The 21,491-nt window shown below is 43.2% G+C and carries 17 protein-coding genes and 1 tRNA gene; 9 read left to right on the forward strand and 9 right to left on the reverse strand.

The window, feature by feature from the left end; translation table 11 throughout:
• Positions 1-21: 21 nt before the first annotated feature.
• Positions 22-861 (reverse strand): arginase family protein, encoded by an 840-nt coding sequence (locus tag R7O03_RS15465; RefSeq protein WP_213960757.1) that lies wholly within the window; start codon positions 859-861, stop codon positions 22-24.
• 6 nt (positions 862-867) lie between these two features.
• Positions 868-1,602, reverse strand: coding sequence for an IclR family transcriptional regulator (locus R7O03_RS15470; RefSeq protein ID WP_005386192.1), 735 nt, complete (start codon positions 1,600-1,602; stop codon positions 868-870).
• A 348-nt stretch (positions 1,603-1,950) separates the two neighbouring features.
• Here R7O03_RS15470 and R7O03_RS15475 point away from each other — a divergent pair, with 348 nt between their 5' ends.
• The gene (locus R7O03_RS15475; protein WP_005386194.1) at positions 1,951-3,423 is read left to right on the forward strand and encodes an EAL domain-containing protein; all 1,473 of its coding nucleotides are present in this window, start codon (positions 1,951-1,953) and stop codon (positions 3,421-3,423) included.
• On the opposite strand, the gene modF is transcribed toward R7O03_RS15475, so the two are convergent.
• Positions 3,411-4,865: a molybdate ABC transporter ATP-binding protein ModF gene (gene modF / locus R7O03_RS15480; RefSeq protein WP_104976535.1), complete on the reverse strand. Its 1,455-nt coding sequence runs from the start codon at positions 4,863-4,865 to the stop codon at positions 3,411-3,413. The genes R7O03_RS15475 and modF overlap by 13 nt on opposite strands.
• 285 nt (positions 4,866-5,150) lie before the next feature.
• On the opposite strand from modF, the gene R7O03_RS15485 reads away from it, so the two are divergent.
• Positions 5,151-6,701, forward strand: a complete 1,551-nt coding sequence (locus tag R7O03_RS15485) for a PAS domain-containing methyl-accepting chemotaxis protein (protein ID WP_213916936.1) — start codon at positions 5,151-5,153, stop codon at positions 6,699-6,701.
• 161 nt (positions 6,702-6,862) lie between these two features.
• On the opposite strand, the gene R7O03_RS15490 is transcribed toward R7O03_RS15485, so the two are convergent.
• A tRNA-Ser gene (locus tag R7O03_RS15490) sits at positions 6,863-6,953 on the reverse strand.
• A 329-nt stretch (positions 6,954-7,282) separates the two neighbouring features.
• Between R7O03_RS15490 and R7O03_RS15495 the strand changes: the two genes are divergently transcribed.
• Positions 7,283-7,963 carry a MaoC family dehydratase gene (locus R7O03_RS15495; protein WP_005386198.1) on the forward strand — a complete coding sequence of 227 codons (681 nt, stop codon included), beginning with the start codon at positions 7,283-7,285 and terminating at the stop codon, positions 7,961-7,963.
• 63 nt (positions 7,964-8,026) lie between these two features.
• Here the strand turns inward: R7O03_RS15495 and R7O03_RS15500 are convergent, their stop codons facing one another.
• Positions 8,027-8,851: a phosphate ABC transporter substrate-binding protein gene (locus tag R7O03_RS15500; protein WP_017635752.1), complete on the reverse strand. Its 825-nt coding sequence runs from the start codon at positions 8,849-8,851 to the stop codon at positions 8,027-8,029.
• A gap of 266 nt (positions 8,852-9,117) precedes the next feature.
• On the opposite strand from R7O03_RS15500, the gene R7O03_RS15505 reads away from it, so the two are divergent.
• A complete protein-coding gene (locus R7O03_RS15505) occupies positions 9,118-9,471 on the forward strand; it encodes a DUF3024 domain-containing protein (RefSeq protein ID WP_017635751.1) in 354 nt (117 codons plus the stop codon).
• A 33-nt stretch (positions 9,472-9,504) separates the two neighbouring features.
• Here R7O03_RS15505 and R7O03_RS15510 read toward each other — a convergent pair whose 3' ends face one another.
• Both R7O03_RS15510 and rnb read right to left on the reverse strand, forming a co-directional pair.
• A complete protein-coding gene (locus R7O03_RS15510; RefSeq protein ID WP_151515454.1) occupies positions 9,505-10,314 on the reverse strand; it encodes a helix-turn-helix transcriptional regulator in 810 nt (269 codons plus the stop codon).
• Positions 10,315-10,385: 71 nt separating this feature from the next.
• A complete protein-coding gene (rnb, locus tag R7O03_RS15515) occupies positions 10,386-12,389 on the reverse strand; it encodes an exoribonuclease II (RefSeq protein WP_318131828.1) in 2,004 nt (667 codons plus the stop codon).
• Between the two features lie 413 nt (positions 12,390-12,802).
• Between rnb and R7O03_RS15520 the strand changes: the two genes are divergently transcribed.
• On the forward strand, positions 12,803-14,734 hold the full coding sequence (locus R7O03_RS15520) for a DEAD/DEAH box helicase (RefSeq protein WP_005375680.1): 1,932 nt from the start codon (positions 12,803-12,805) through the stop codon (positions 14,732-14,734).
• 72 nt (positions 14,735-14,806) lie between these two features.
• On the opposite strand, the gene R7O03_RS15525 is transcribed toward R7O03_RS15520, so the two are convergent.
• The gene (locus R7O03_RS15525) at positions 14,807-16,345 is read right to left on the reverse strand and encodes a putative bifunctional diguanylate cyclase/phosphodiesterase (protein ID WP_031781023.1); all 1,539 of its coding nucleotides are present in this window, start codon (positions 16,343-16,345) and stop codon (positions 14,807-14,809) included.
• 363 nt (positions 16,346-16,708) lie between these two features.
• Between R7O03_RS15525 and R7O03_RS15530 the strand changes: the two genes are divergently transcribed.
• Positions 16,709-17,902, forward strand: coding sequence for an acetate/propionate family kinase (locus R7O03_RS15530; RefSeq protein WP_005386205.1), 1,194 nt, complete (start codon positions 16,709-16,711; stop codon positions 17,900-17,902).
• Positions 17,903-17,970: 68 nt separating this feature from the next.
• Here the strand turns inward: R7O03_RS15530 and R7O03_RS15535 are convergent, their stop codons facing one another.
• A complete protein-coding gene (locus R7O03_RS15535) occupies positions 17,971-18,900 on the reverse strand; it encodes a LysR family transcriptional regulator (RefSeq protein ID WP_137282529.1) in 930 nt (309 codons plus the stop codon).
• A gap of 128 nt (positions 18,901-19,028) precedes the next feature.
• Here R7O03_RS15535 and R7O03_RS15540 point away from each other — a divergent pair, with 128 nt between their 5' ends.
• The 3 genes from R7O03_RS15540 (at position 19,029) to R7O03_RS15550 (ending at position 21,462) form a co-directional block, all read left to right on the forward strand.
• Entirely contained in the window at positions 19,029-19,943 is a 915-nt protein-coding gene (locus tag R7O03_RS15540) for an alpha/beta hydrolase (protein ID WP_017821078.1), read from the forward strand.
• A 72-nt stretch (positions 19,944-20,015) separates the two neighbouring features.
• Complete coding sequence (locus R7O03_RS15545) at positions 20,016-20,954, forward strand: alpha/beta hydrolase (protein ID WP_005386208.1); 939 nt, start codon at positions 20,016-20,018, stop codon at positions 20,952-20,954.
• A 205-nt stretch (positions 20,955-21,159) separates the two neighbouring features.
• Positions 21,160-21,462 (forward strand): hypothetical protein, encoded by a 303-nt coding sequence (locus tag R7O03_RS15550; RefSeq protein ID WP_031781024.1) that lies wholly within the window; start codon positions 21,160-21,162, stop codon positions 21,460-21,462.
• The last annotated feature ends 29 nt before the right edge of the window (positions 21,463-21,491 follow it).

The raw sequence follows: 21,491 nt of genomic DNA on the forward strand, positions 1-21,491 counted from the left end.
TGATTCTGAACGTTTACAACGCTAGGCAGCGTGAACGATGAGTGGAGCCATCTGATATAACTCTTCTAGTATGGCTTTCGTTTGTCTCGAATACACCAGACAATCTCGATCTCCAACGAGCTGAATTGCTCTCACTTTACCTGCAACCAAACATTGCCTAATCGTGCGTAGAACCATTTGGATATCAATTTCTGACGCGCCATCAAGGCTGTTTTTGGTTTTTAGAGATCCAAGGTCGATACTAATGATTATTTGGTCGCAGTGGTCTAGGTAATTGCCGATCTGTTGCTTAACATTATTGCGATGACGAAAAGAAAACTCTTTATCGGTTACCCAGTCACAACCTTGATCCTCCGCGTATTCCCACGTTTCTTGCTTTGTATCTTGTTCGCTAACACCAGCAAAAAATAATCGCACGTTTTGATAGCGAGAAAGAGCAAAATGGAATGCCGAGCCTAAACGTGGTTCAAGTGTTGGTTTCAAGTTCATGTCATGTCCAATATTTACCACACCCACTTCGTCTCGATAGGACACGACCACAGGTAACATGGACAAGATTGCCTCGGTACAGTTAGTTACTAAAACAGGAATTGAGTGGCGAGAAAGCGAAAGGCTTAACGCTTCTTGAAACTCGCCATTCTCCAGTTTGTCGTGGTTGAAGTGCCCATAGTTTTCAGCGGTTTCATGATCATGTTGTTGGTAAAGCCAATCACTAGCATTTTCCAAATTTTGGTCAGCTAATTCAAACGCACCCTTCGACATAGGAGGTAAATACTCGCACACTGTCATAAAAGAAAAAGGGTAATGTTGCGGCTGTTTCACTGTGTGATGGAGTTTATAGCGTTTGAAAAAGCTTAACATGATGAATTACCTTTCTGGTGGTAGTGCCCTTGCCGCTTGCAGTACATGTAAAATAATGCGCTGCTTATCCTTTTCGACTCGGTGGGCCGGAGCCATCACCGAGACTGCGCCAATCAGTTTGCTTCCTTTCATTACCGGTGCGCTAATACCTGAAACACCAGGGTCAATCTCAGAAGTACTGACGGCATATCCGTGTTTACGGATGGTTGTGAGCTCTTTTTCCCACTCGTCACGTCGGTGATCTTGATTAAAATATCTCAAGATTTTCTCGCATCGACTTTGAGGCATAAAAGCGAGCATCACTTTAGATGAGGCACCGCGCAGCAGAGGTTGACTTTGACCCTGGACGAAGCTGCAACGCAGCGCCTGCATACTTTCTTTCTGTCTGACACAAAGCGCACGATAACCCGCTGGTACCATATAAGCGGCCATTTCCCCGGTTTGTTGTACCAACCTAGCCAGTATGGTTTCGACCATGTCGAGCCCATGTTGCGCGGTCTCATAGCTGTGCATGAGTAATAATGCCGCCGGACCAACGACAAATGTCTTGTCGTGAACGCTTTCTTCGATCAAGTTCCATTCTTTAAGCAGTTTTAAGTGTCGGTAAAGGCTGCTTAAAGGAACGTTCAATTGCTCGCTTAGCGTTTTCGCAGAAACTGGGAACGGACTAACTGCAACTTGCATTAACAACTGCAGTGATTTTTCGTTTACCTGGTTAGCATTAGCTTTGTTTGTCGTCATGAGAGTGTTGTAACGTGTTGTAGGAGTTACGACAAATATAATTCTTAATCACTGAGAAAAGAAAAATAATTTTAATGGGTAATTCTTACATGATGAGAAACAGACAGGTAAAGACTTTCGCAAGTACCGATAGACATAACATGGTGTCGAATTAAAGTCTCAGGTTTGAGGCGCTTGATACTAAATTGGAACAGGAGTGAATAAGACATTGTTTAGTTTGCGGTATTACTCAGCGTTTCGCATACTGAGTTAATCCAAACAAATAATGTTAAAAAACGTGAGTTGCTAGCGGGTATCGGAATCGAGATACCATCTCAGTAAATCGGTTTTATAAAAGGTTACTTTTATATGCTGAATAAGGCGATTTTTAAAAAAGCCATCATTTTCCTTCTGCCTATTCCCTTGGTTATTGGAGAGGTTTTGTATTTAGCTCGTGAAAGCGTGCAAAACAATCTCAATCATTTATTAGAAAAAAATGTGCAAATTGCAGATGAAATTTTATTCCAAATAGAGACAGAAAACCGCACGGCGCTGCTACACCCTGAACGATGTGAAGAGCTCCAGCAAAGCTTAATGTTTGAACGAGATATTGAAGAAATGCTCATTGTGAAAGAGGGAGTCATTACTTGTTCTTCGAAATTGGGAAGTATCTCTAAACCGTTAGCTGAGCACATCGCCTTTCCCAAGGGACAAACGCTAGCGCTTGGTAGTGTTGATAGCTTGTACGATCAGTTCTTGCTAGTGGTAACGGAAGGAGAGCGGGGTTATCAAGCCGTAACGATTATCGATCATGACTACTTTAATGCGACAATAGGGTTTAACAACGATTTACGCCTAAAACGCTCTGCGCTGTTTATCCATGATCAAGTTTCACCAGAAGGAGCATTAAGAGCGGGAAGTAATCCTATCGGTATCAAATCGTCGCAAATGTTTGAGTATGAAGCTTTGAGCGAAGCCAGCGATCTTTTCGTCAAACAGAGAACACTTTCCTATTTTTTGTACTCAATTCCAATTATTTTCGTTATCTACCTTTGCTTGTATGCGTTGAATAAGTTTATTGATCCCCATCGCAATTTGATACTGGATCTTAAAAGAGCGATAAAAAGAGGAGAGTTGACCCTGTATTACCAACCGCAAGTTAACGTTGATACCGGTCAGTTATTCGGGTTTGAAGCGCTAGTGCGATGGGAGCATCAAAGTAAGGGGTTCATTTCTCCGGATGAGTTTGTCCCTGCGGCAGAGCAAAGTGGATTGGTTTTTTTACTTACTGATTTCGTTCTGGATAAAGCGGCAGAGGACTTCAGTAAATTAGGCTTTGATCAGCCTGTCCACCTTGGTATTAACGTGCCGCCTGGTTATTTAGTCGGACCAAACGCGATCAGAAAAATTCAATTGCTCGACAGACAGTTGAGCCGAAACAAAGTCTCATTAGGGGTAGAGATAACGGAGCGTCAGCTCATTGATTCAGAGGCGAGAAAATGCATTGCAGCGCTGCGAGTGCATGGTATTGATGTGCTGATCGATGATTTTGGAACTGGCCAAACCTCGTTAGCATTTCTACAGCACATGCGCATAGATTACTTAAAAATCGATAAGTGTTTTGTCGAAACTATTGGTATTCCTAGCCTTAGTGCTTCTGTCTTAAAAGCGATGGTTCACTTCGCGGAAGAATTACAAGTACAATTGATCGCTGAAGGCGTGGAAACCATAGCGCAAGCTGAACACTTAAAGCAGATGGGAGTGAGATATCATCAGGGATACCTGTACTCCAAACCATTACCTTATGAGCAGCTTGCGCAGCGAAGTCATTATGATTGGTAGACGTTAGCTCTATAACACTGAGCATTTTCATCAAACACAAACTCTAACTCATTTTTGATGCTATCTAAGCGGTCTTCTTGGTAGTGAGACACATACAATAGTTGGCTTAAATTCTCTCTAGCGATGAGTTCAAGTGTGTTCTTAACTAACCGTCTACCCAAAAAATCTAACCCTTGATACGGCTCGTCCAAAATCAATAATGTGGGTTGTTTCACGATGGCTCTTGCAATCAGTAACAGTCGCTGCTGGCCGTACTCTAATTGCTTAAATGAGGTTTTTTTGTACTGGCTCATATGTAAGATATCGAGCCACTCGTTTGCAATATCCATTTCTTTGCGAGTTGGCTGGTTATACAACCCAATCGAATCGTAAAATCCTGACAAAATGACTTCTAATGCGCTGCAATTGACTCGATATTGGAGGTGTAGCGCTGAAGACACCATACCGATATGCTGCTTAATTTCCCAGATTGTCTCGCCAGTACCACGCTTTTTACCAAAAATATCAATGTCATTGCTGTAGCATTGCGGATGATCGCCAAAGATCAATCCAAGTAAGGTACTCTTTCCACAACCATTTGGGCCTTTGACCTGCCAATGTTGGCCCTTGTCTATGCGCCAGTTCAAGTCAGTAAAAATCTTCTTATCGGTGTATTCAACAGTCCCATTCTTTAGTTCAAATATTGGGTTGTTGAATGGTGTCGAGTGCTGATGCTGACGTATCAAGCTCATCATTTCTTCACTCTGTTGCTTTGACTGAGATTTAATTTGTCCAATGATTGGATGATTATCCCAACTGGACTTATCCATTGTACTATCAAGCTTTCCTGCACTGAAAAGCGCGATGCTATTGATCCACTCAGGCATGTCAGATTCGCGAGAGAAGGTTATGAGTAGTTGCACATTTTGAGAAAGCGAGTGTAAATAGCGAGCGAGAGCAGCTCGGTGCGCAATATCTAAGCCAGTAAATGGATTATCGAGTAATACTAAGTCAGGTTGTGTGGCTAAAGCTCGGGCGAGCATTACTCTTCTGGTTTCTCCGGTAGAGAGAACACGGAAGCCACTATCTCTAAGATGACTTAGGTCGAGATCATTAACTAGCTGTTCAGTTAAGTTAGTGTCTTGGCTCTGTTCTAGGATTAATGAATAAACAGTGCTTCCTTGGTCGATACGATCAAGAAAATCCGTATCATCTTTTTCTAATTCTCTTTCCAGTAATCGCTGTTGCTCTGATAACGACACTTGCGCAACGGACAGCCCATTTAGCTCAATTTCCCCACTATTTGGTGATATTTCATCACAAATAAGGTCTCCAAGCAGAGAGCCAATATCTCCATCCGCGCTGAATATCCCCCAAGACTGCTGAGTGTTAATTTTCCAATCGTCAATAAACAAGTGTGTCGTGTTTCTCTTAGCTGCAAGCTGACGAAAGTGAATAGTCATTGCGTTTGTCTTCCTTGTTTTCGTTTTAGTGGATTACTTATAACAATTTACGAACTCAGTACGGAAGCGCTTTTGTGTATTAATTTTGAACAGTGCTCAGTCTTGTGCATATTAACGAAGCCTTGTATTAGAGGATAAAAATGCGACTAGAGTCATTAAGTAACAAGTAAACTTGTCAATAATTTTGTTTTATTTTTGAATCAACCTATCATTATGCATGTATATGTTATGCTGATAAATTCATATTTGCCGTTTGTTAATTAATCAATGTAAGGACACATGTTTATGAGTGAAACGGAATACGATTACCCCTCGAGTTACAGCCTAGTTTCCATTACCGATACCTCCAGTTACATCAAATATGCCAGTGAAAACTTTAATGAAGTCGCGGGGTTTGATGAAGGGGAGCTTATCGGTAAACCCCACAATGTTGTGCGTCATCCTGATATGCCAAAACAGGCTTTTAAAGATTTATGGACTCACCTGAAAACTGGCAAACACTGGATGGGAATGGTCAAAAATCGACGTAAAAACGGCGGCTATTATTGGGTTGACGCGTTTGCTTCTCCTATAAAATCTAATGGTGAAGTTGTGGAATACCAATCAGTGAGATTTAAACCTGAGCGTATACACATCCAGCGAGCGGAAAAAGCGTATTCGAAGCTTCGAAATAATCGTAAGCCGTGGAAAATGTATCTTCCTCGTACACGTTTGTGGATGAGATCGGCCTTCTTCCTTTTAATTTCAAACCTTATTGGCTTACTCATTCTACAAATGAATCAATCACCAGTGATAGCGTTTGGCGTTGTTGCGTTACTTTCCGTTTTCTCTATTTATGTATTAACCAGACCAGTTGAGAAGCTCGCTAAACAGGCTAGGCAAGACTTCAACAATCCACTCATGGAATATATTTATTGCGGAAGAATCAACGATCTGGCTGAGATTGAGCTGGGTATGAAGATGCGTAAGCAATTTGCCAATGCGCTACTGGGGCGCGTTGGCGTGTCTGTAAAAGACTCTTGCGAAGAAACGCGCGCAAGTGCTAACAGTGCTGCGACAAATAGCCAGCAAGTGACGGAGAACTTAAGCGCACAGAAAGTGGAGATTGACTCGGTCGCAACAGCGGTCAACGAGATGCAAGCCTCTTCATCTGAGATATCAAATAATGCTCAAGCGACCGCCGAGGCTACGTTAGAAGCGCAAAATACGATGATAGACAGCCGTAGCGTTATCGATAATGTTAACCAATCGGTTTTAGAGTTGGTTGATGAGCTCGGCGAAATATCTAAAGTGGTCATACGTTTGAACCAACAAACCGAGCAAATTGGAACCGTTGTTGAAGTCATCAACGGTATTGCCGAACAAACTAATTTATTAGCGTTGAACGCTGCAATTGAAGCCGCGAGGGCAGGCGAACAAGGCAGAGGGTTTGCCGTTGTAGCAGATGAAGTGAGAACCTTAGCTAAAAGAACTCAGGAATCGACAACAGAGATTAAATCGGCCATTGAAGGAATTCAAAATGGGAGCAAATCAGCGGTTTCTGCGTTAGAGAAAGGTAACGAAATGTCGACCGGAACGGTAACATTGTTAGGTACTGCTTTGGATAGCATTCAACAACTGGAATCCCTTGTTCAAGACGTTGTCGAACGAAACCAACAAATTGCGGTCGCGATAGAAGAGCAGGTTTATGTAACGGATGAAATAAATGAAAACATCCAGTCGCTTAATTTAAAGTACAGTGAATCGTATGAACTGATGACTGAAACGAATCATATGAACACCAAAGTGCAAAATTGCACCAATGACCTGTCTGAAATGATTAAAAAGTTTGCTTAAACTTTAGAAAATCGAAGTTAAAAGCCCGCTAAACATTAGCGGGCTTTTAACTGGAATATAGTGAAGTGCTGGATTCGTTTACGAGCGAGGATTTCTAAATCTCGTCTTTGTAAGAGCTAAAACGACGAAAGCTCGCAATAAATGCGAGCTCTCTAAATAAGTGGCGGAGAGATAGGGATTTGAACCCTAGATACGCTATTAACGTATGCCGGTTTTCAAGACCGGTGCTTTCAACCACTCAGCCATCTCTCCGTTGTGGGCGGTATAATAAGGAGCATAGTCCGACTTGTAAAGTGCTGAATTATAATAGAAGTACTGTTTGCTTGTTTTATGATCACTGATGTGATGTTGGACAGTTTGAAAGCGGAGTGAAAAAGGGACAAAAAGTACCAATTTATAGAGTTTTTACTTTATATTGGCGCACGTCAATAAAATGGTGTTTTATTGTTATCTTGCTGATATATAAGATATAACATGCTTTTAGGGTACATGTGTTCGCCCGAAAGTATTTGCAAGACTTTGTGAACTAATTCAAAATTAACTGGTATAGCCAGTTGTGCTTAGAATTCTTAAGGGTGTTTATGAAGGTCACAAATCTATTTAAAGACAAAGTTGATGCGATTTCTGCTCATCAATCCGAGTTTATGAATTGGATGTCTCCAACGTTACGCGATTATTGGAGTGACTTTTTGGGGAAAGCTCAAAATAGCTTTCTTTTCTCAAAAGTTCGTGATCACCAGCAGCCAGCCGTCAACGAAGAAGTTGCACCTCAACCTGCACCGATCGTAATGGCACCAGAGGCTCAAAAGCTTTATGACGAGTTAAGTGAAAAAATTGGCGAAGTTATTCACACTGGTGATTGGGTTCATGTGTCTCAAGAACGTATTAACCAATTTGGTGCGGTAACGGAAGACATGCAATGGATTCATACTGATCCAGAGCGTGCTTCAACTGAATCTCCATTTAAGACAACTATCGCTCATGGCTTTTTAACATTAGCATTGCTGCCTAAACTGACGGATTCAGTTGATCCAGAAAAGCCAATGTTCCCAACAGCTAAAATGGTAGTTAACTTGGGTTTAAACCAAGTTCGTTTCCCTTACCCTGTCAAAGCGGGCAATAATGTTCGTGCAGTCAGCACGTTAACAAAAGTAACGCCAATCAAAAAAGGTTTGGAGATTGAGCGCGAAATTAAAGTGGAAATTGAAGGTATTCGTCGACCTGGTGCGGTTGTGGTCTCTGTAATTCAACTGCATTTCTAATTCCGAAACCGGAGAGAACACTACATAGGAAAAGAGAGCATCAAGGTGCTCTCTTTTTTATTTTTACTGATTAAAGTTTTTTACTGGCGTATAACCGTAATCTGCAATCGCTTTTTGTCCCTGCTCTGAACGAAGGAAAGCGATAAAACCTTTACCTGCATCGCTAATCTTATCTACTTTGTATAGCACTAGGAATGGTCGCGCCAATTTGTACTTATGATTGCTAATGTTTGTCGAGGTTGGGTCAATACCATCTAACTGAATCGCCTTGATCGAGCGATCTACTGACCCTACAGAGATAAAACCAATGGCGCGAGTGTTATGGTTAACAATGGTTTTTACCATGCTGTTGCTGTTTACAACCAAGTTGTTTGGGCTGATATCCGAGACGAGGCGATCATTAACGATTTTGGTCAGTCCCAGCAAGCTTTCGAAGCTGTAACGTGAACCTGAAGACGCTTCTCTAGTAACCACCGCGATAGGCTGATCTGCGCCCCCGACCTCTTTCCAATTCTTAATCTTACCTTTGTAAATATCAAACAGCTGTTGCTGAGAAAGGTTTTCTACAGAGTTGGTACGGTTTACAACAACAGCGAGGCCATCATAAGCGATAGGGTATACATTGAGATCTTCACCTTTTTCGCTTTCAGTCAGATAGCGAGAGCTCATGCCTATTTCGGCTACTCCTTTATTGACCATGGTGATACCAGCACTCGAACCAATGCCCTGAACAGCAACGTAATCGTCTGGGTGTGTTTTGTTGTATTCCTCAGCAAGTACATCCATCACGCGAGCAACCGACGTTGACCCTGAGATGTTGATTTCTTTTGCAATGGTAGGGAGGGAGACTGCTATGGCCAATAAAGTCGCCACAGTAAAACGTAACATATTAAACTCCATATACGGGATAAAGCAGAGTTTATGATATTGCGTTCAGGTTACACTTTTGTGAACTGTTAGCGCTAAACAGGGGAATTGTTTCTAGTCAAGAGGTGATGGAGCTAGCGTTTCCAAGTGGATTGAGATGATAATCTGGGCAAATGATAATATAGCTATCTTATACTTGAGTTAGGTAGATAACTACCATCGGTGATGATGTAAAGGTTATATACTAGGATCGACAGCTCTAACTATCATCCATCGGGAGAACGTTGATGTCAGTGTCCCAAATGGCGACAAGTCGTTTATACAAATCAGTTCAATCGCTCTGCTCTGCGCGTAATGCTAACTTGCCTGTCGAACAGGGCAAGTGCCTCTATGAGCTAGTAGAAAATGGCGTTGAGCTTCATCGGGCGCATTTTCTCCTCGACTCCCAGCATAGCGAGTATACTTCTCCCGTCGCGAAGATCATGTTTGATGAGGACAACCAACTTTGGTATTTCTATGTTCCCACATATCACAACGAGCTGTTAAGGTGGGTGCCTTATAAGCCACTTCCATTTAGCCGAATGCTTGAGGACTTACTCAACGAATTGGAGCGTGATCCTCAAGCGTGTTTTTGGGAATAGGGTGAGCCCAACGGATGCGAATGCCGACATGATTTATACTTTAGGCTTAACGACTTGGTTTCTAAAGTCTTTGGGGGTCATGTTGTAAACGGATTTAAATGCTGTACTGAAATGCGCTGCACTTTTAAAACCAGACTCAAACGCTATTTCTGTTATTGATTTTTCTGACTTGCGCAGTTGGGTTGCTGCGAAGTTTATCCGTTTCACCTTTAATATCTGAGAAAACGAAAGATCATCTGCGGCGAGGCGACGTTTCAAGGTCGCGATGGACATGCTCATATGAGCCGCTAAGCCTTCTAGCGTGATGTCTTTTTCAATATTACCCTCAATGTACTTAATGGCTTTTTGAGAGTCGCTCAGGCTACTTGCATCATCTATGATAGATAGGATGTTTGGCTCTACCTCAACCATCAACGACAGCAATGCCATTGCGATATGGCTTTGTGTGTAGTCTGGAGCGTTGCGACTCGCTAACTTAACCAACATGTCCTTCAATTGTGCTACTTCGCTACCGGATTGCGTCGAAAAAGGATAGAAGCGCCTTTCTTCCGTTTTGGAACGTAGCATCGGGTGCGCTTTCTTAAAGTCACAGAATATGTTTGGGTTGAAGACCAAAGCCAGTGCTTTAAAGCCACCGTCACTAGAGACGGCCTCTGCACTGCTCAGATCTGCGGAGTTATAGAGTGTGAAATCTCCGGCTTTAAGTTCAAATTGCTCACCATTAGGTTGATGAACTAATAGGGCACCTTCTTCAACAATATATAACCCATTATGTGTTGCAGTGTAACGCTCACTTTTGCGCGCAGTGAAGTGATTAAAGCGAATGATCTCAATGTTCGGCATACTCGTTCTTATCGTTTTACATAACAAATAAAAAAGGCGCTCAATAGAGCGCCTTTTAACTTCATTCGGTATTATTCACTTACAGTCTGTTCTGTTTGTGCTGCTGGTTGTTCAGCGAATACCTGGGTTGGCTTTGCAACTAAACTGCGGTTTTCTTGGTTTACGTCCGTAAGGACAATTTCCAATGTATCCCCAAGTTTGTATACGACCTCTTTATCGATAGAGATGGTACCGTTGTCGCCATTGCACTCAATTCTTTCTTTATTATCAAGAATTAGTGCACCAGGAATAAAGGCTGCTGCGCCATTTTCGAGAAGTCGGACACGTGCGCCTGCACGATTAATATCGAAAATCTCACCTGTGAAACAAGTTTTCTTGCTCGGCTCATCAGCAAGCGTGCGTGCATATAGCCAATCTGAGACATTTCGCTCAGCGATTTTATGATGTTTACGATGTAGAGCTAGCTCTTCGCCTACTTGGTCATCTGGTTTTTGTACAGGTTCTTTACCAAGGATGACGGCCTTCAACATACGGTGGTTGATCATATCACCGTATTTACGAATTGGTGATGTCCAAGTTGCATAGATGTCTAAACCCATTGCATAATGAGGCAGAGGCTGATTACCCACTTCGCTGTATGCTTGGAACTTACGAATACGGTTATCTAGATAAGACGTTTCTTGAGCAGCCAACCAGCGGCGCAACGCAGCAAAGCCTTCTAGCGTAGCAATAGACTCCGCTGTGAACTCCAACTGGCCTTCTGGATTGACAAGTTGAACCACTTCTTCAATCTTCTCGTTCTTGATACCTGCATGCGTATTGAAGACACCTGTTTCAAATTTATCGCGTAATGTACGACCTGCACAGATGTTTGCGGTAATCATGGATTCTTCAACAAGGCGGTTTGCACTGCGGCGCATGTCAGCGTGGATAGCGATTACATCGTTATCTTCACTGAGCTCAAAACGGTAGTCAGGACGATCAGGGAAGACCACTGCGTTTTTCTCACGCCATTCAGCGCGAGCAAGAGAGAACTCATAAAGATCACGAACGATGGTCGCGATCTCTTCAGATGGCGTCCATGCTTCAGAGCTGCCGTTTTCTAACCAATCAGACACGTGATCGTATGCTAGGCGTGCATGTGATTTGATGTTTGCCGCGAAGAATTTAATATCGTCGCCAATCACACCATCTTTACTTACCGTTACGGTACAGCAAATAGCAGGGCGGGTTTCACCTTCAATCAGAGAACATAGGTTGTCCGCTAAATCGCGAGGTAGCATCGGGATGTTGCGTCCTGGAAGATAGATAGTATAGCCACGCTCACGCGCTACTTTATCCATTTCATCTTCAGGTGTGATGTAAGCGGTTGGGTCCGCAATAGCGATGGTGAGTTCGAAATCGCCAGATACGGTTTTCTTCGCGTACAGCGCATCGTCCATATCTTTAGTCGATTCACCGTCGATAGTGACGAATGGAACATGAGTCATGTCTACGCGTTCTAGCTCCGCGTCGTCTTTCAGTTCCCAGTTATCGATGCCTGCTGGCTCAGAGTTTGGTAGATCGTTTTGAGCAAGCGTTACCCACCAAGGCGCAATTTTATCATTCGCGTCAGTGATTTTTTCAGAAATTTCTACGAAGAAAGAGTTATCGCCTTTTAGAGGATGGCGAATAAGATGTGCGACAACCCAATCACCTTCGGCGAACTCGTCAGGTTTAAGACCTTTCTTTAGTTTCGCTTTAAGAGACAGCTTTTTAAGCTGTGGGTGATCAGGTGCTACGTTGAGCTTGCCTTTGAACATTTTTACTCGACCAATAAAGCGAGTCACGGCTTGTTCCAGCAGCTCTTGTGGCTCTGCAACTTCGCGTTCATTTTCGGTGCGGATAATGGCGACGACTTTGTCACCGTGCATGCACTTTTTCATGTACGCAGGCGGGATGAAGAAGCTAGTCTTACTGTCCACTTCCAAAAAGCCAAAGCCTTTATCTGTGGCTTTTACTGAGCCTTCTTTTTTAGGCAGGTTTTCTTGGATTTGCTGCTTAAGCTGAGCGAGTAGTGGGTTATCTTGAAACATCTTTTCTTAAATTACCTATGGAGTTGGGCACACTATAATCATTGCGAGCTATTATTACTACCTGTGGAGCGTAATTTCGCCGTGAATTTTGCCAATTTAACCACGAGAAATTGGCTTAAATATTGATGAAATTCTCATCTGTGAGTTACGCGAATCTACGGGGAATGGTAGGGCTGGTGGAAAAATATGCTAAAAATACCATTGTTGAGAATAAATTGTGATGTAATTCAATTTTTTCTGGATTTTTTTATGCTTTTAAGGAATAATCCGCCTCCCTTAGTCGTCCCTAATGGCTTATCGCGGTTGTGTACTGTGCTGTGTTCCCGTCTGAATGGAATCAGTATCTGGATGGATCAGTATCGAATTGGAAGAGCATATGGGACTGTTTTTTTGTTTAATTAAGTAGGATCCCAATGCAAGATTCTGTTATTCAATTCAGTGATTTATCTCTGAATGATTCTATCCTTTCTGCTCTAGACGGAATGGGTTTCGTGTCACCAACTCCAATTCAGGCTGCGGCAATCCCACACCTATTGGAAGGTGCTGACGCGCTGGGTAAAGCTCAAACAGGTACAGGTAAAACAGCAGCGTTCTCTCTGCCTCTTCTCAACAAACTCGATCTAAACCAACGCAAACCGCAAGCGATTGTACTTGCTCCGACTCGTGAGCTGGCAATTCAGGTTGCAGCGGAAATGAAAAACCTTGGTAAAAACATCAAAGGTTTGAAAGTTCTAGAGATTTACGGTGGCGCATCTATTGTCGACCAAATGCGTGCTCTTAAAAGTGGCGCTCATGTAGTTGTCGGTACTCCAGGCCGTGTTCAAGATCTTATCAATCGCGAACGTCTACACCTAGACGAAGTTAGTACTTTCGTTCTTGATGAAGCAGACGAAATGCTAAACATGGGTTTCGTAGATGACGTAACTGCGATCATGGAGCACGCTCCAGAGTCAGCACAACGCGTTCTGTTTTCTGCAACTATGCCTCCAATGCTGAAGAAGATCGTTGAACGTTTCCTTCGTGACCCTGTAACGGTTGACGTTGCTGGTAAAAACCACACTGTAGACAAAGTTCAACAACAGTTCTGGGTAGTGAAAGGTGTAGAGAAAGATGAAGCAATGTCTCGTCTTCTTGAAACTGAAGAAACTGACGCGTCAATCGTATTCGTACGTACTCGTCAAGATACTGAGCGTCTGGCTGACTGGCTATCTGCACGTGGCTTCAAAGCAGCTGCACTGCACGGTGACATTCCTCAGTCTCTACGTGAACGTACTGTTGATCACATCAAACAAGGTGTTATTGACATCCTAGTTGCAACTGATGTTGTAGCTCGTGGTCTTGACGTTCCACGTATTACGCACGTATTCAACTACGACATCCCATTTGATGTTGAGTCATACATCCACCGTATCGGTCGTACTGGCCGTGCTGGACGTAAGGGTAAAGCGATCCTTCTAGTTCGCACTAACCAAATTCGTATGCTTCGCACTATCGAGCGTGTAACTAAGTCATCTATGGAAGAAATCCAACTTCCTCTACGTGACCAAGTTGCTGAAGCTCGTCTAGCTAAGCTAGGCGCTGAGCTTGAAGCAGAGAAAGAGCACAAAGCACTAGACAAATTTGCTGAGTTGGTAGAGAAACTACAAACTTCTCTAGACATCGACCCAGCAACACTTGCTGCTATGCTTCTTAAGCGTCAGCAAGGCAAACGTCCTCTGTTCTACATTGGCGAAGACCCAATGGTTGAAGCAATTGAGCGTGACAAGCAACGTCGTAAAGAGCGTCGTGAAGGTGGTCGCGATGGCGGTCGTAACTTCAACAACCAAGACTGGGATACTTACCAGCTTCAAGTTGGTCGTGAGCAAGGCGTTCAAGTTAAAGACATCGTTGGCGCTCTAGCAAACGAACTAGGTCTAGGTAAAGGTTCTATCGGTGCGATCAAACTAGCTCAAGGTCACACATTCGTACAGCTACCTAAAGCAATGACTTCAGACGCGGCGAACAAGCTAAGCAAACTACGTATCCGTCAACAAGATGTTGGTGCTGTAGTATGTGACTTCGATGATTTCCGCGAGTCTCGTGGTGGTCGCCGTGACGGTGGTCGTCGCGATGGTGGTCGTCGTGATGGCGGTGGTTACCGTGGCAACCGCGAAGGCGGCAACCGTGGTGGTGATCGTCGTGAAGGCGGCCGTCGCGAAGGTGGCTTCCGTGGTAACCGTGACGGCAACCGCGATGGCAATCGTGAAGGTGGCGAACGTCGTTTCGATCGCAACCGTGGTGGTGATCACCGTGGTGCACATCGTGGTGAACGTGGTCACGGTCGTGGCCGTCGTACAGACGCATAATCACGAGTGATTAAAGCGACGGTTTAAGTTGCTACAAAAAGAATTGAAAGCCGAGCAAAGCGCTCGGCTTTTTTATGCGCGTCTAATACGGTTTTGCTTTTCATCGTGTTTGTTTACCCAACTTATTACTTCGTCTAAGGGCAGGGCTGGACAGAACAAGTAACCCTGAATGATGTCACAGCCTCGACTTCTCAAAAAATGCAGTGTGTCCATGTCTTGAACGCCTTCTGCTACGACCGAATACCCTAATCCATGTGCTAGCGCAATCGTGTTCTCAACGATAGAGCGGGAGCCTTCTGTGCGGCTTGCTGTGGAAAGAAATGAGCGGTCGATTTTAATTTGATCAACCGGAAGATCTCTTAACAGTGACAAAGATGAATACCCAGTGCCAAAATCATCCAAGCTGATCTTTATACCTAATCCTTTAATTTGATGAATTAAGGGGTTGAGCTCAACGACCCTATCGATCGCCATCGTTTCAGTGATCTCTAAACTTATTAGGTCAGCGAATTGCGGGTTTACTTTGAGCAAAGTTTCTAAGCGATTAAACAGCAAGTTAGATGAGAGATCTTTCGCTGATAAGTTTACGTGGACAGGAAGCTTAATGCCTTTCTCTATAAATGTTTGCAGATCCCTTTCTACTTGGTTAAGAACCCACATGGTAATGTTATGCACCTGATTGCTACGCTCTGCGATAGGAATGAAGTCGTTGGGTGAGATCGTTTTACCATTTTCGTCATGCCAACGAATCACTGCTTCAAAACCGACAGCTAAGTTAGTGTGTGCATCAATCAACGGTTGGTAATACAACTGAAACTCTTCTTTTTCAAGCGCACATTGAATACGAGAAGATATCTCAAGTTGGTACTTAGCCCCGACGTTCATATCCTCATTATAAAACGCAAAAAGATTGCCATTACGCTTGGCGTGATACATAGCGATATCTGCGTGCTTGATCAAAAGATCATTGGTTAGGGCGTCATATGGGTAGGTGCTTATACCGAAAACAACGCGGCAGGAAACTTGAAACTCATCTAAATGAAAGCGTTCAGACATTGCAGAATCTAGTTCTTCTATGAGTTTTTTACCCGTTTCCTCGCATGCAGAAGATGTCAGGATGACAAATTCATCACCACCAACGCGGAATATCTGGTCATTGCCTTTCAGTTTCCCCTGAAGGCGTTGACCAATTTGAATAAGTAACTGGTCTCCACAAAAGTGACCCATTGCATCGTTGACTTGTTTAAAATTAACCACGTCAAAAAGGATCACCGAGAATGGGTCTCTAGATTGTATTCTGCCTTCGATAGACTCAAAGCAGTATTTACGATTAGGGAGCCCAGTAAGAGCGTCATGGACAGCATTGCGCTTCTCTCTTTCAGCAACGGTATGAAGCTCTAATATCGAATCGTTGCTCCACTTAATCACCAGCACGACAAAGATACTGCCGCCAAAAAGTATAAGAGAAACCCCCGTTTCTAAGAGAGAAGCAATAGGTTTTTGCATGATGGCGTGCAAAAAAACGGCATAAGCAAAAATGAAACAGCTGATTAACAATAATAGGAAAGTCCACCCGGTTACGTCAGTTTTCGAGCAAATGTTTTTTGTCATCTGCCATCCCCAGCAGAGCAAAATCAAACCTAAGATCACTAATAGAAATGCAATAGTGGGCACATTATTACCCCGATTTATTGATTGGTTTGTTATTTTTGTTCACCCAATAAACAACGTAGCTTATATATCTGACTTTGTACAAATTGACCTATTCATAAATTATGTTTAACAAGTGATATTTTTTAGTCTTCAAATAAAATCAAAACTTGCTACAGATCAACAAAATTTGTTCAATCAAATCGCTTTTACTAAAAGATTGTTGAAAGATTAAAAAATTATTGAATAATAGAGGGGCAAACAAGAAGTACGCAGCGCACAAGCGCTATTACAACCTCTGCTCTACAACAGGATAACTATTTCATGTCTAATTCGTTTGTACTGGTGATCAACTCTGGTAGCTCTTCATTAAAATTTGCTGTTATTGATTCTGAAACCGGTGAAGCTTTGGTATCAGGTATTGGTGAGTGTTTTGGTCTACCTGAAGCTGAAATCAGTTGGAAATATCAGGGAGAAAAAACCGTTGAAGCAATTCCAGCTGGCGGTAACCATCATCAGTACGCTGTTGAGCGAGTGGTAAAACTACTCGAAACTCTAGGTTTGAGCTCAAAATTTGTCGCTGTAGGCCATCGCATTGTCGCAGGCGGTGAAACCTTTAAAGGAACTGTGAAAGTTGATGAAACAGTTATTCAAGAAGTAGAGCGCCTTGCTGAACTTGCACCACTTCATAACAAAGCGAACGCTGAAGGCATGAGAGCGGCAATGGCGGCGTTCCCTTCACTGCCTCAATTTGCTGTATTTGACACTGCTTTCCACCAAACAATGCCAGCCAAAGCCTTTATGTACGCACTTCCTTACGAGCTTTACGAAGAGCATAAAGTGCGTCGTTACGGTGCTCACGGCACAAGCCACTACTACGTAAGCCGTGAAGCAGCGAAAATGCTAGATAAGCCGGTTGAAGAAAGCAGCTTTATCACTGTGCACTTAGGTAACGGTGCATCAGTGAGTGCGGTTAAAAATGGCGAATGTGTTGATACAAGTATGGGTTTGACGCCGTTAGCTGGCCTAATGATGGGCACTCGCTGTGGTGACCTAGACCCAAGTGTTATCGAGTTCCTTTTCCGTAAAGGCTGGGAAAAAGACGAAGTGTTCGAGATGATGAACAAGAAGTCAGGTTTCTTAGGTGTATCTGGTGTGACAAGTGATGCTCGTGGTGTACTAGAAGCAATGGAAGCGGGGAATTCACGTGCGAAGTTGGCATTTGAGATCTTCACTTACCGCGTTGCGAAATACATTACTTCCTACCTAGCGGCTCTGGATTCATTAGACGGCATCATCTTCACTGGTGGTATTGGTGAAAACTCACTACCAATTCGTCGTGAAATCTTGAAAAACCTAAAACTGTTAGGTTTTGTTGAAGATGAGAAAGGTAACGAAGATGCAAGATTTGGTAACGCAGGTGTTATTGCAACATCTGAGTTGTTAGGTGCCAAAGCTCTTGTTATTCCTACTAACGAGGAATTTGTGATAGCTAAACAATCGGTTGAGCTATTGTAATATATAACGAAAACAGAAAGTTAAAAGCGAGCCTCGTGCTCGCTTTTTTATTTAAAGCAATTTGGTAATTACTCTTTGAGTTTCAGAGCTTCGCGCTTTTCGATTAAAAAATCCATCAAGACGCGGATTTTTTTCGGCATATGCTCTCGTGAAGGTATATATAAATAAAACCCAGGAAACTCTTTGCACCAAGGTGTCAGAACTCGGGTCAATCTTCCCTCATTTATGTGCTTTTCCACCCATAAATCAATATGCTTCACTAAACCCACACCCTGTATTGCAGCTTGTAACATACTATAGTCATCATTAAAAATAGCATTGCCTTTAGGCTCGAAAACTAGGGTGCGCTTTGCAACATCTGGAGAGGTTAGGGACCAATGATCAATTGTTCCGCTAGAGGTAAAACGATAAGCAAGGCAATTGTGACCTTCTAAATCCTCAGGAGTTTGAGGTAGTCCATTTTGCCTAAAGTATTCAGGAGAGCCCACTATTGCCGTTGTTAACGGCGGAGTAATAGGGACCGCAACCATATGTTCATCTAAGCTTAATCCTAAGCGAATGCCAGCGTCAACGCCTTCTGCGACGATGTTAGAAAAGCCATCATCCATGATTAGCTCTAGGCGTATTTTAGGATAACGAGAGAGGAACTCACCTAGATAGGGCTCAATAAGCAGCCGAGCAGCGGTTCTTGATACACTGATACGAATTAATCCCGAAGGCTCAAGATGAGAGTCGTTCAATTCGTTAACGACCTGCTCAATGTTCACCAATGAAGGTTGCAAAATATCAAGCAGACGTTGGCCTTCTTCCGTCAGCGACATACTTCTGGTGGTTCGATTAATTAACCGAACTTGTAGCTGTTGTTCTAACGCTTTTAGGTGTTGTGATAAGGCAGCACGGGTTACCCCCATTTCTAAGGCTGCTTTAGTGAAACTGCGATGGCGAGCAATATGTGCAAACCACGTCAGTGATGAAATTAAAGAAGGTTCTATTCTCATTTGTTAAGTATAACTAAACAGTCATGTAGATAAAACGATATTTATCCGAAACAGTGTGTTGACTAATATTACATCGAAGCTTAGGTCAGCCTGAGATGAACAGTTAACCTCTAATGGAGAATGTCGCTATGTCTAAAGTCACTTTCAAAAATCTCAATGGTCAAGGTATTGAGATTTCAGCGGTTATCAACTTCCCTACAGATTTTGATGCAAGTAAACAATATGCGGCGGTTGTTGTTTCACACCCAGGTGGTGGCGTAAAAGAGCAAACCGCAGGCCTATATGCGAGTAAACTTGCAAAAAGCGGCATAATTGCCATTGCGTTTGACCGTTCGTATCAAGGTGAAAGTACAGGTGAGCCTCGCCAAATGGAAAACCCTTACACGAGTACTGAAGACGTGAGCGCAGTCGTCGACTATCTGACAACGTTAGAGTACGTCGATAACGATAAAATTGGCGCAATGGGGATTTGTGCTGGTGCGGGCTATAGTGCAAATGCAGCGATCAATGATCGTCGAATCAAAGCACTGGGTATGGTTAGTGCCGTAAACATTGGCCAAATGTTCCGTAATGGTTGGGATAATTCGGTTAACGATGCTGACGCTGTTGGTTACTTAGAATTTGGTTCGAATGCTCGCACAACCGACACGAATGGTACAGAATTCGCGACTATTCCTCTAGCTCCGATGCGTGAAGAAGATGCCTCAAATGCAGAGCTACGCGAAGCTTGGGAGTATTACCACACACCACGTTGTGAACATCCAAATGCGCCGGGTTTTGCTCTAACTCGTAACTTAAACCAGATCATTACTTACGATGCGTACCACAAAGCGGAAGCATTCCTAACTCAGCCAATTCTTGCTGTCGTTGGTAGTGACGCAGGCAGCAAATGGATGAGTGATGACCTGATAGAACGTGCAGCGAGTTCAGATAAAACCTTGTATGCCATTGATGGTGCAAACCATATGTCGCTTTATGATGTTGCCGAATACGTCGATGACGCAGTATCCCAACTCGCATCTTTCTTCCAACGCACTCTTTAATATTCCCGATGAAAGGCTCAATTGCTTCGAGCCTTTCTGCTCTCAAGGCTTTTTACTCTTAAGGTATTGATTATGAATATGCAAAAAATCACTTTTAGAAATGCTGATATGTCTTGGGATATGTCTGCATTAATTTTATTCCCAGAAGGCTTCAATGAATCGAAACGCTACCCAACAATGATAAGTGTTCATCCTTTTGGTAGTTGTAAAGAACAAACATCCAGCGCTGTCTATGGTAAAGCCCTTGCTGAGTTAGGTTACGTCGTGATCGCATTTGACGCGAGCTTCCAAGGAGAATCGGGAGGATTGCCTCGCTACGTAGAAGACCCAAGTCAACGTGTTGAAGATATCAGTCGCGTTATCGACTATGCAGTAACTTTATCATATGTCGATGAGAATAGAATTGGTGGACTCGGTATCTGCGGCGGTGGTGGTTACATGATCAATTCAGCCCTAACCGAAAAGCGCTTGAAAGCTGTCGTAGGTATTACGCCTGTTAACTTAGGCCGCTTGTTCCGTGAAGGCTTTAGTATGTACGACCCTATCGCCAATCTTGAAGCTATGGCTGCACAGAGAACAGCCGAAGCTCGCGGCTCAGAGCTGAAAATCGATGAACTTCTTCCTCCAAATATTGAATTTGCAAAAGAAAATGGATTAACAGAACGAGACGTGTTCGAAGCTACTGAATACTACAAAACATCACGTGGACAAACCGAAGGTGGTGCAACTCGTATGCTGTTTTCACATGCACAGAAAACACTGAGCTGGGATGCCTTTGCATTTGCCGAAACGTTATTGACTCAGCCTGTTATGGCCGTGGTAGGGCAAAAAGTCGGGGCATTTGGTGCTTATCGTGATGGGCAGGAAATTTATGGCCGCTCTGTTCAATCAAAAGACCGACAGCTGGTTAATTTGGAAAATTGGTCTCACTATGAACTGTATGACCATCCAGAAGCAGTCGGCATTGCAATGGACAAGGTTTCTGCATTCCTTGAAACACACTTAAAATAATCTAATAAGTTAGAAGCGTTTTGTAGAGTTGCAAAGCGCTTATTTTTAACAGCGTAAGATGTAGTTCGAAGCGAGTAGGTCGGTAAATCTTCGTGCGAATAACCTCATCTACAGGCTATTGACTAAATACCACTGCCAAATACTGTTTAAGACAATGTACACTGAAACCTAATTAAAGGCGTTAGATAGGAATGAAGTTTAATTTATGCGCAAATCAGATAAGAAGGTCGAGAATCTAATTAGAGAAGTGTTGACCGAAGTTTGTGAAGATACGCTAAAAGGCTACGATGGCTTTCTTTGGGTGACTCATACCGTCAAATTCTCTTCTTTTCCACAAAGCTTAGAAATAGTCTGCGTCTTCGAAACGAAGCAAGATCGAGCTAACTTTTTTGAAGGAGAGGGCCGCCAGCATGTTTCCACAACTATTCAAAAGGCCTTTAATAAGGTAGGAGTGCAACTAAAGAACGTCAGTAAGCAAATCAGTTACGATACAAAACAAAAGTGTTAGTGCGGGCAGCAATTGAAGTGAGTTAGGGT

This window comes from Vibrio sp. Vb2960 (assembly GCF_033337665.1).
Classification (GTDB): Bacteria; Pseudomonadota; Gammaproteobacteria; order Enterobacterales; family Vibrionaceae; genus Vibrio; species Vibrio alginolyticus.

Excerpts from the sequence above, each read along its gene's own strand:
- R7O03_RS15525 (WP_031781023.1), bottom strand. The coding sequence starts at position 16,345 with ATGACAAAAAACATTTGCTCGAAAACTGACGTAACCGGGTGGACTTTC.
- R7O03_RS15540 (WP_017821078.1), top strand. The coding sequence starts at position 19,029 with ATGTCTAAAGTCACTTTCAAAAATCTCAATGGTCAAGGTATTGAGATT.
- R7O03_RS15495 (WP_005386198.1), top strand. The coding sequence starts at position 7,283 with ATGAAGGTCACAAATCTATTTAAAGACAAAGTTGATGCGATTTCTGCT.
- R7O03_RS15520 (WP_005375680.1), top strand. The coding sequence starts at position 12,803 with ATGCAAGATTCTGTTATTCAATTCAGTGATTTATCTCTGAATGATTCT.
- R7O03_RS15505 (WP_017635751.1), top strand. The coding sequence starts at position 9,118 with ATGTCAGTGTCCCAAATGGCGACAAGTCGTTTATACAAATCAGTTCAA.
- R7O03_RS15500 (WP_017635752.1), bottom strand. The coding sequence starts at position 8,851 with ATGTTACGTTTTACTGTGGCGACTTTATTGGCCATAGCAGTCTCCCTC.
- R7O03_RS15530 (WP_005386205.1), top strand. The coding sequence starts at position 16,709 with ATGTCTAATTCGTTTGTACTGGTGATCAACTCTGGTAGCTCTTCATTA.
- R7O03_RS15475 (WP_005386194.1), top strand. The coding sequence starts at position 1,951 with ATGCTGAATAAGGCGATTTTTAAAAAAGCCATCATTTTCCTTCTGCCT.
- R7O03_RS15550 (WP_031781024.1), top strand. The coding sequence starts at position 21,160 with ATGCGCAAATCAGATAAGAAGGTCGAGAATCTAATTAGAGAAGTGTTG.
- R7O03_RS15470 (WP_005386192.1), bottom strand. The coding sequence starts at position 1,602 with ATGACGACAAACAAAGCTAATGCTAACCAGGTAAACGAAAAATCACTG.
- R7O03_RS15535 (WP_137282529.1), bottom strand. The coding sequence starts at position 18,900 with ATGAGAATAGAACCTTCTTTAATTTCATCACTGACGTGGTTTGCACAT.
- R7O03_RS15545 (WP_005386208.1), top strand. The coding sequence starts at position 20,016 with ATGAATATGCAAAAAATCACTTTTAGAAATGCTGATATGTCTTGGGAT.
- rnb (WP_318131828.1), bottom strand. The coding sequence starts at position 12,389 with ATGTTTCAAGATAACCCACTACTCGCTCAGCTTAAGCAGCAAATCCAA.
- modF (WP_104976535.1), bottom strand. The coding sequence starts at position 4,865 with ATGACTATTCACTTTCGTCAGCTTGCAGCTAAGAGAAACACGACACAC.
- R7O03_RS15485 (WP_213916936.1), top strand. The coding sequence starts at position 5,151 with ATGAGTGAAACGGAATACGATTACCCCTCGAGTTACAGCCTAGTTTCC.
- R7O03_RS15465 (WP_213960757.1), bottom strand. The coding sequence starts at position 861 with ATGTTAAGCTTTTTCAAACGCTATAAACTCCATCACACAGTGAAACAG.
- R7O03_RS15510 (WP_151515454.1), bottom strand. The coding sequence starts at position 10,314 with ATGCCGAACATTGAGATCATTCGCTTTAATCACTTCACTGCGCGCAAA.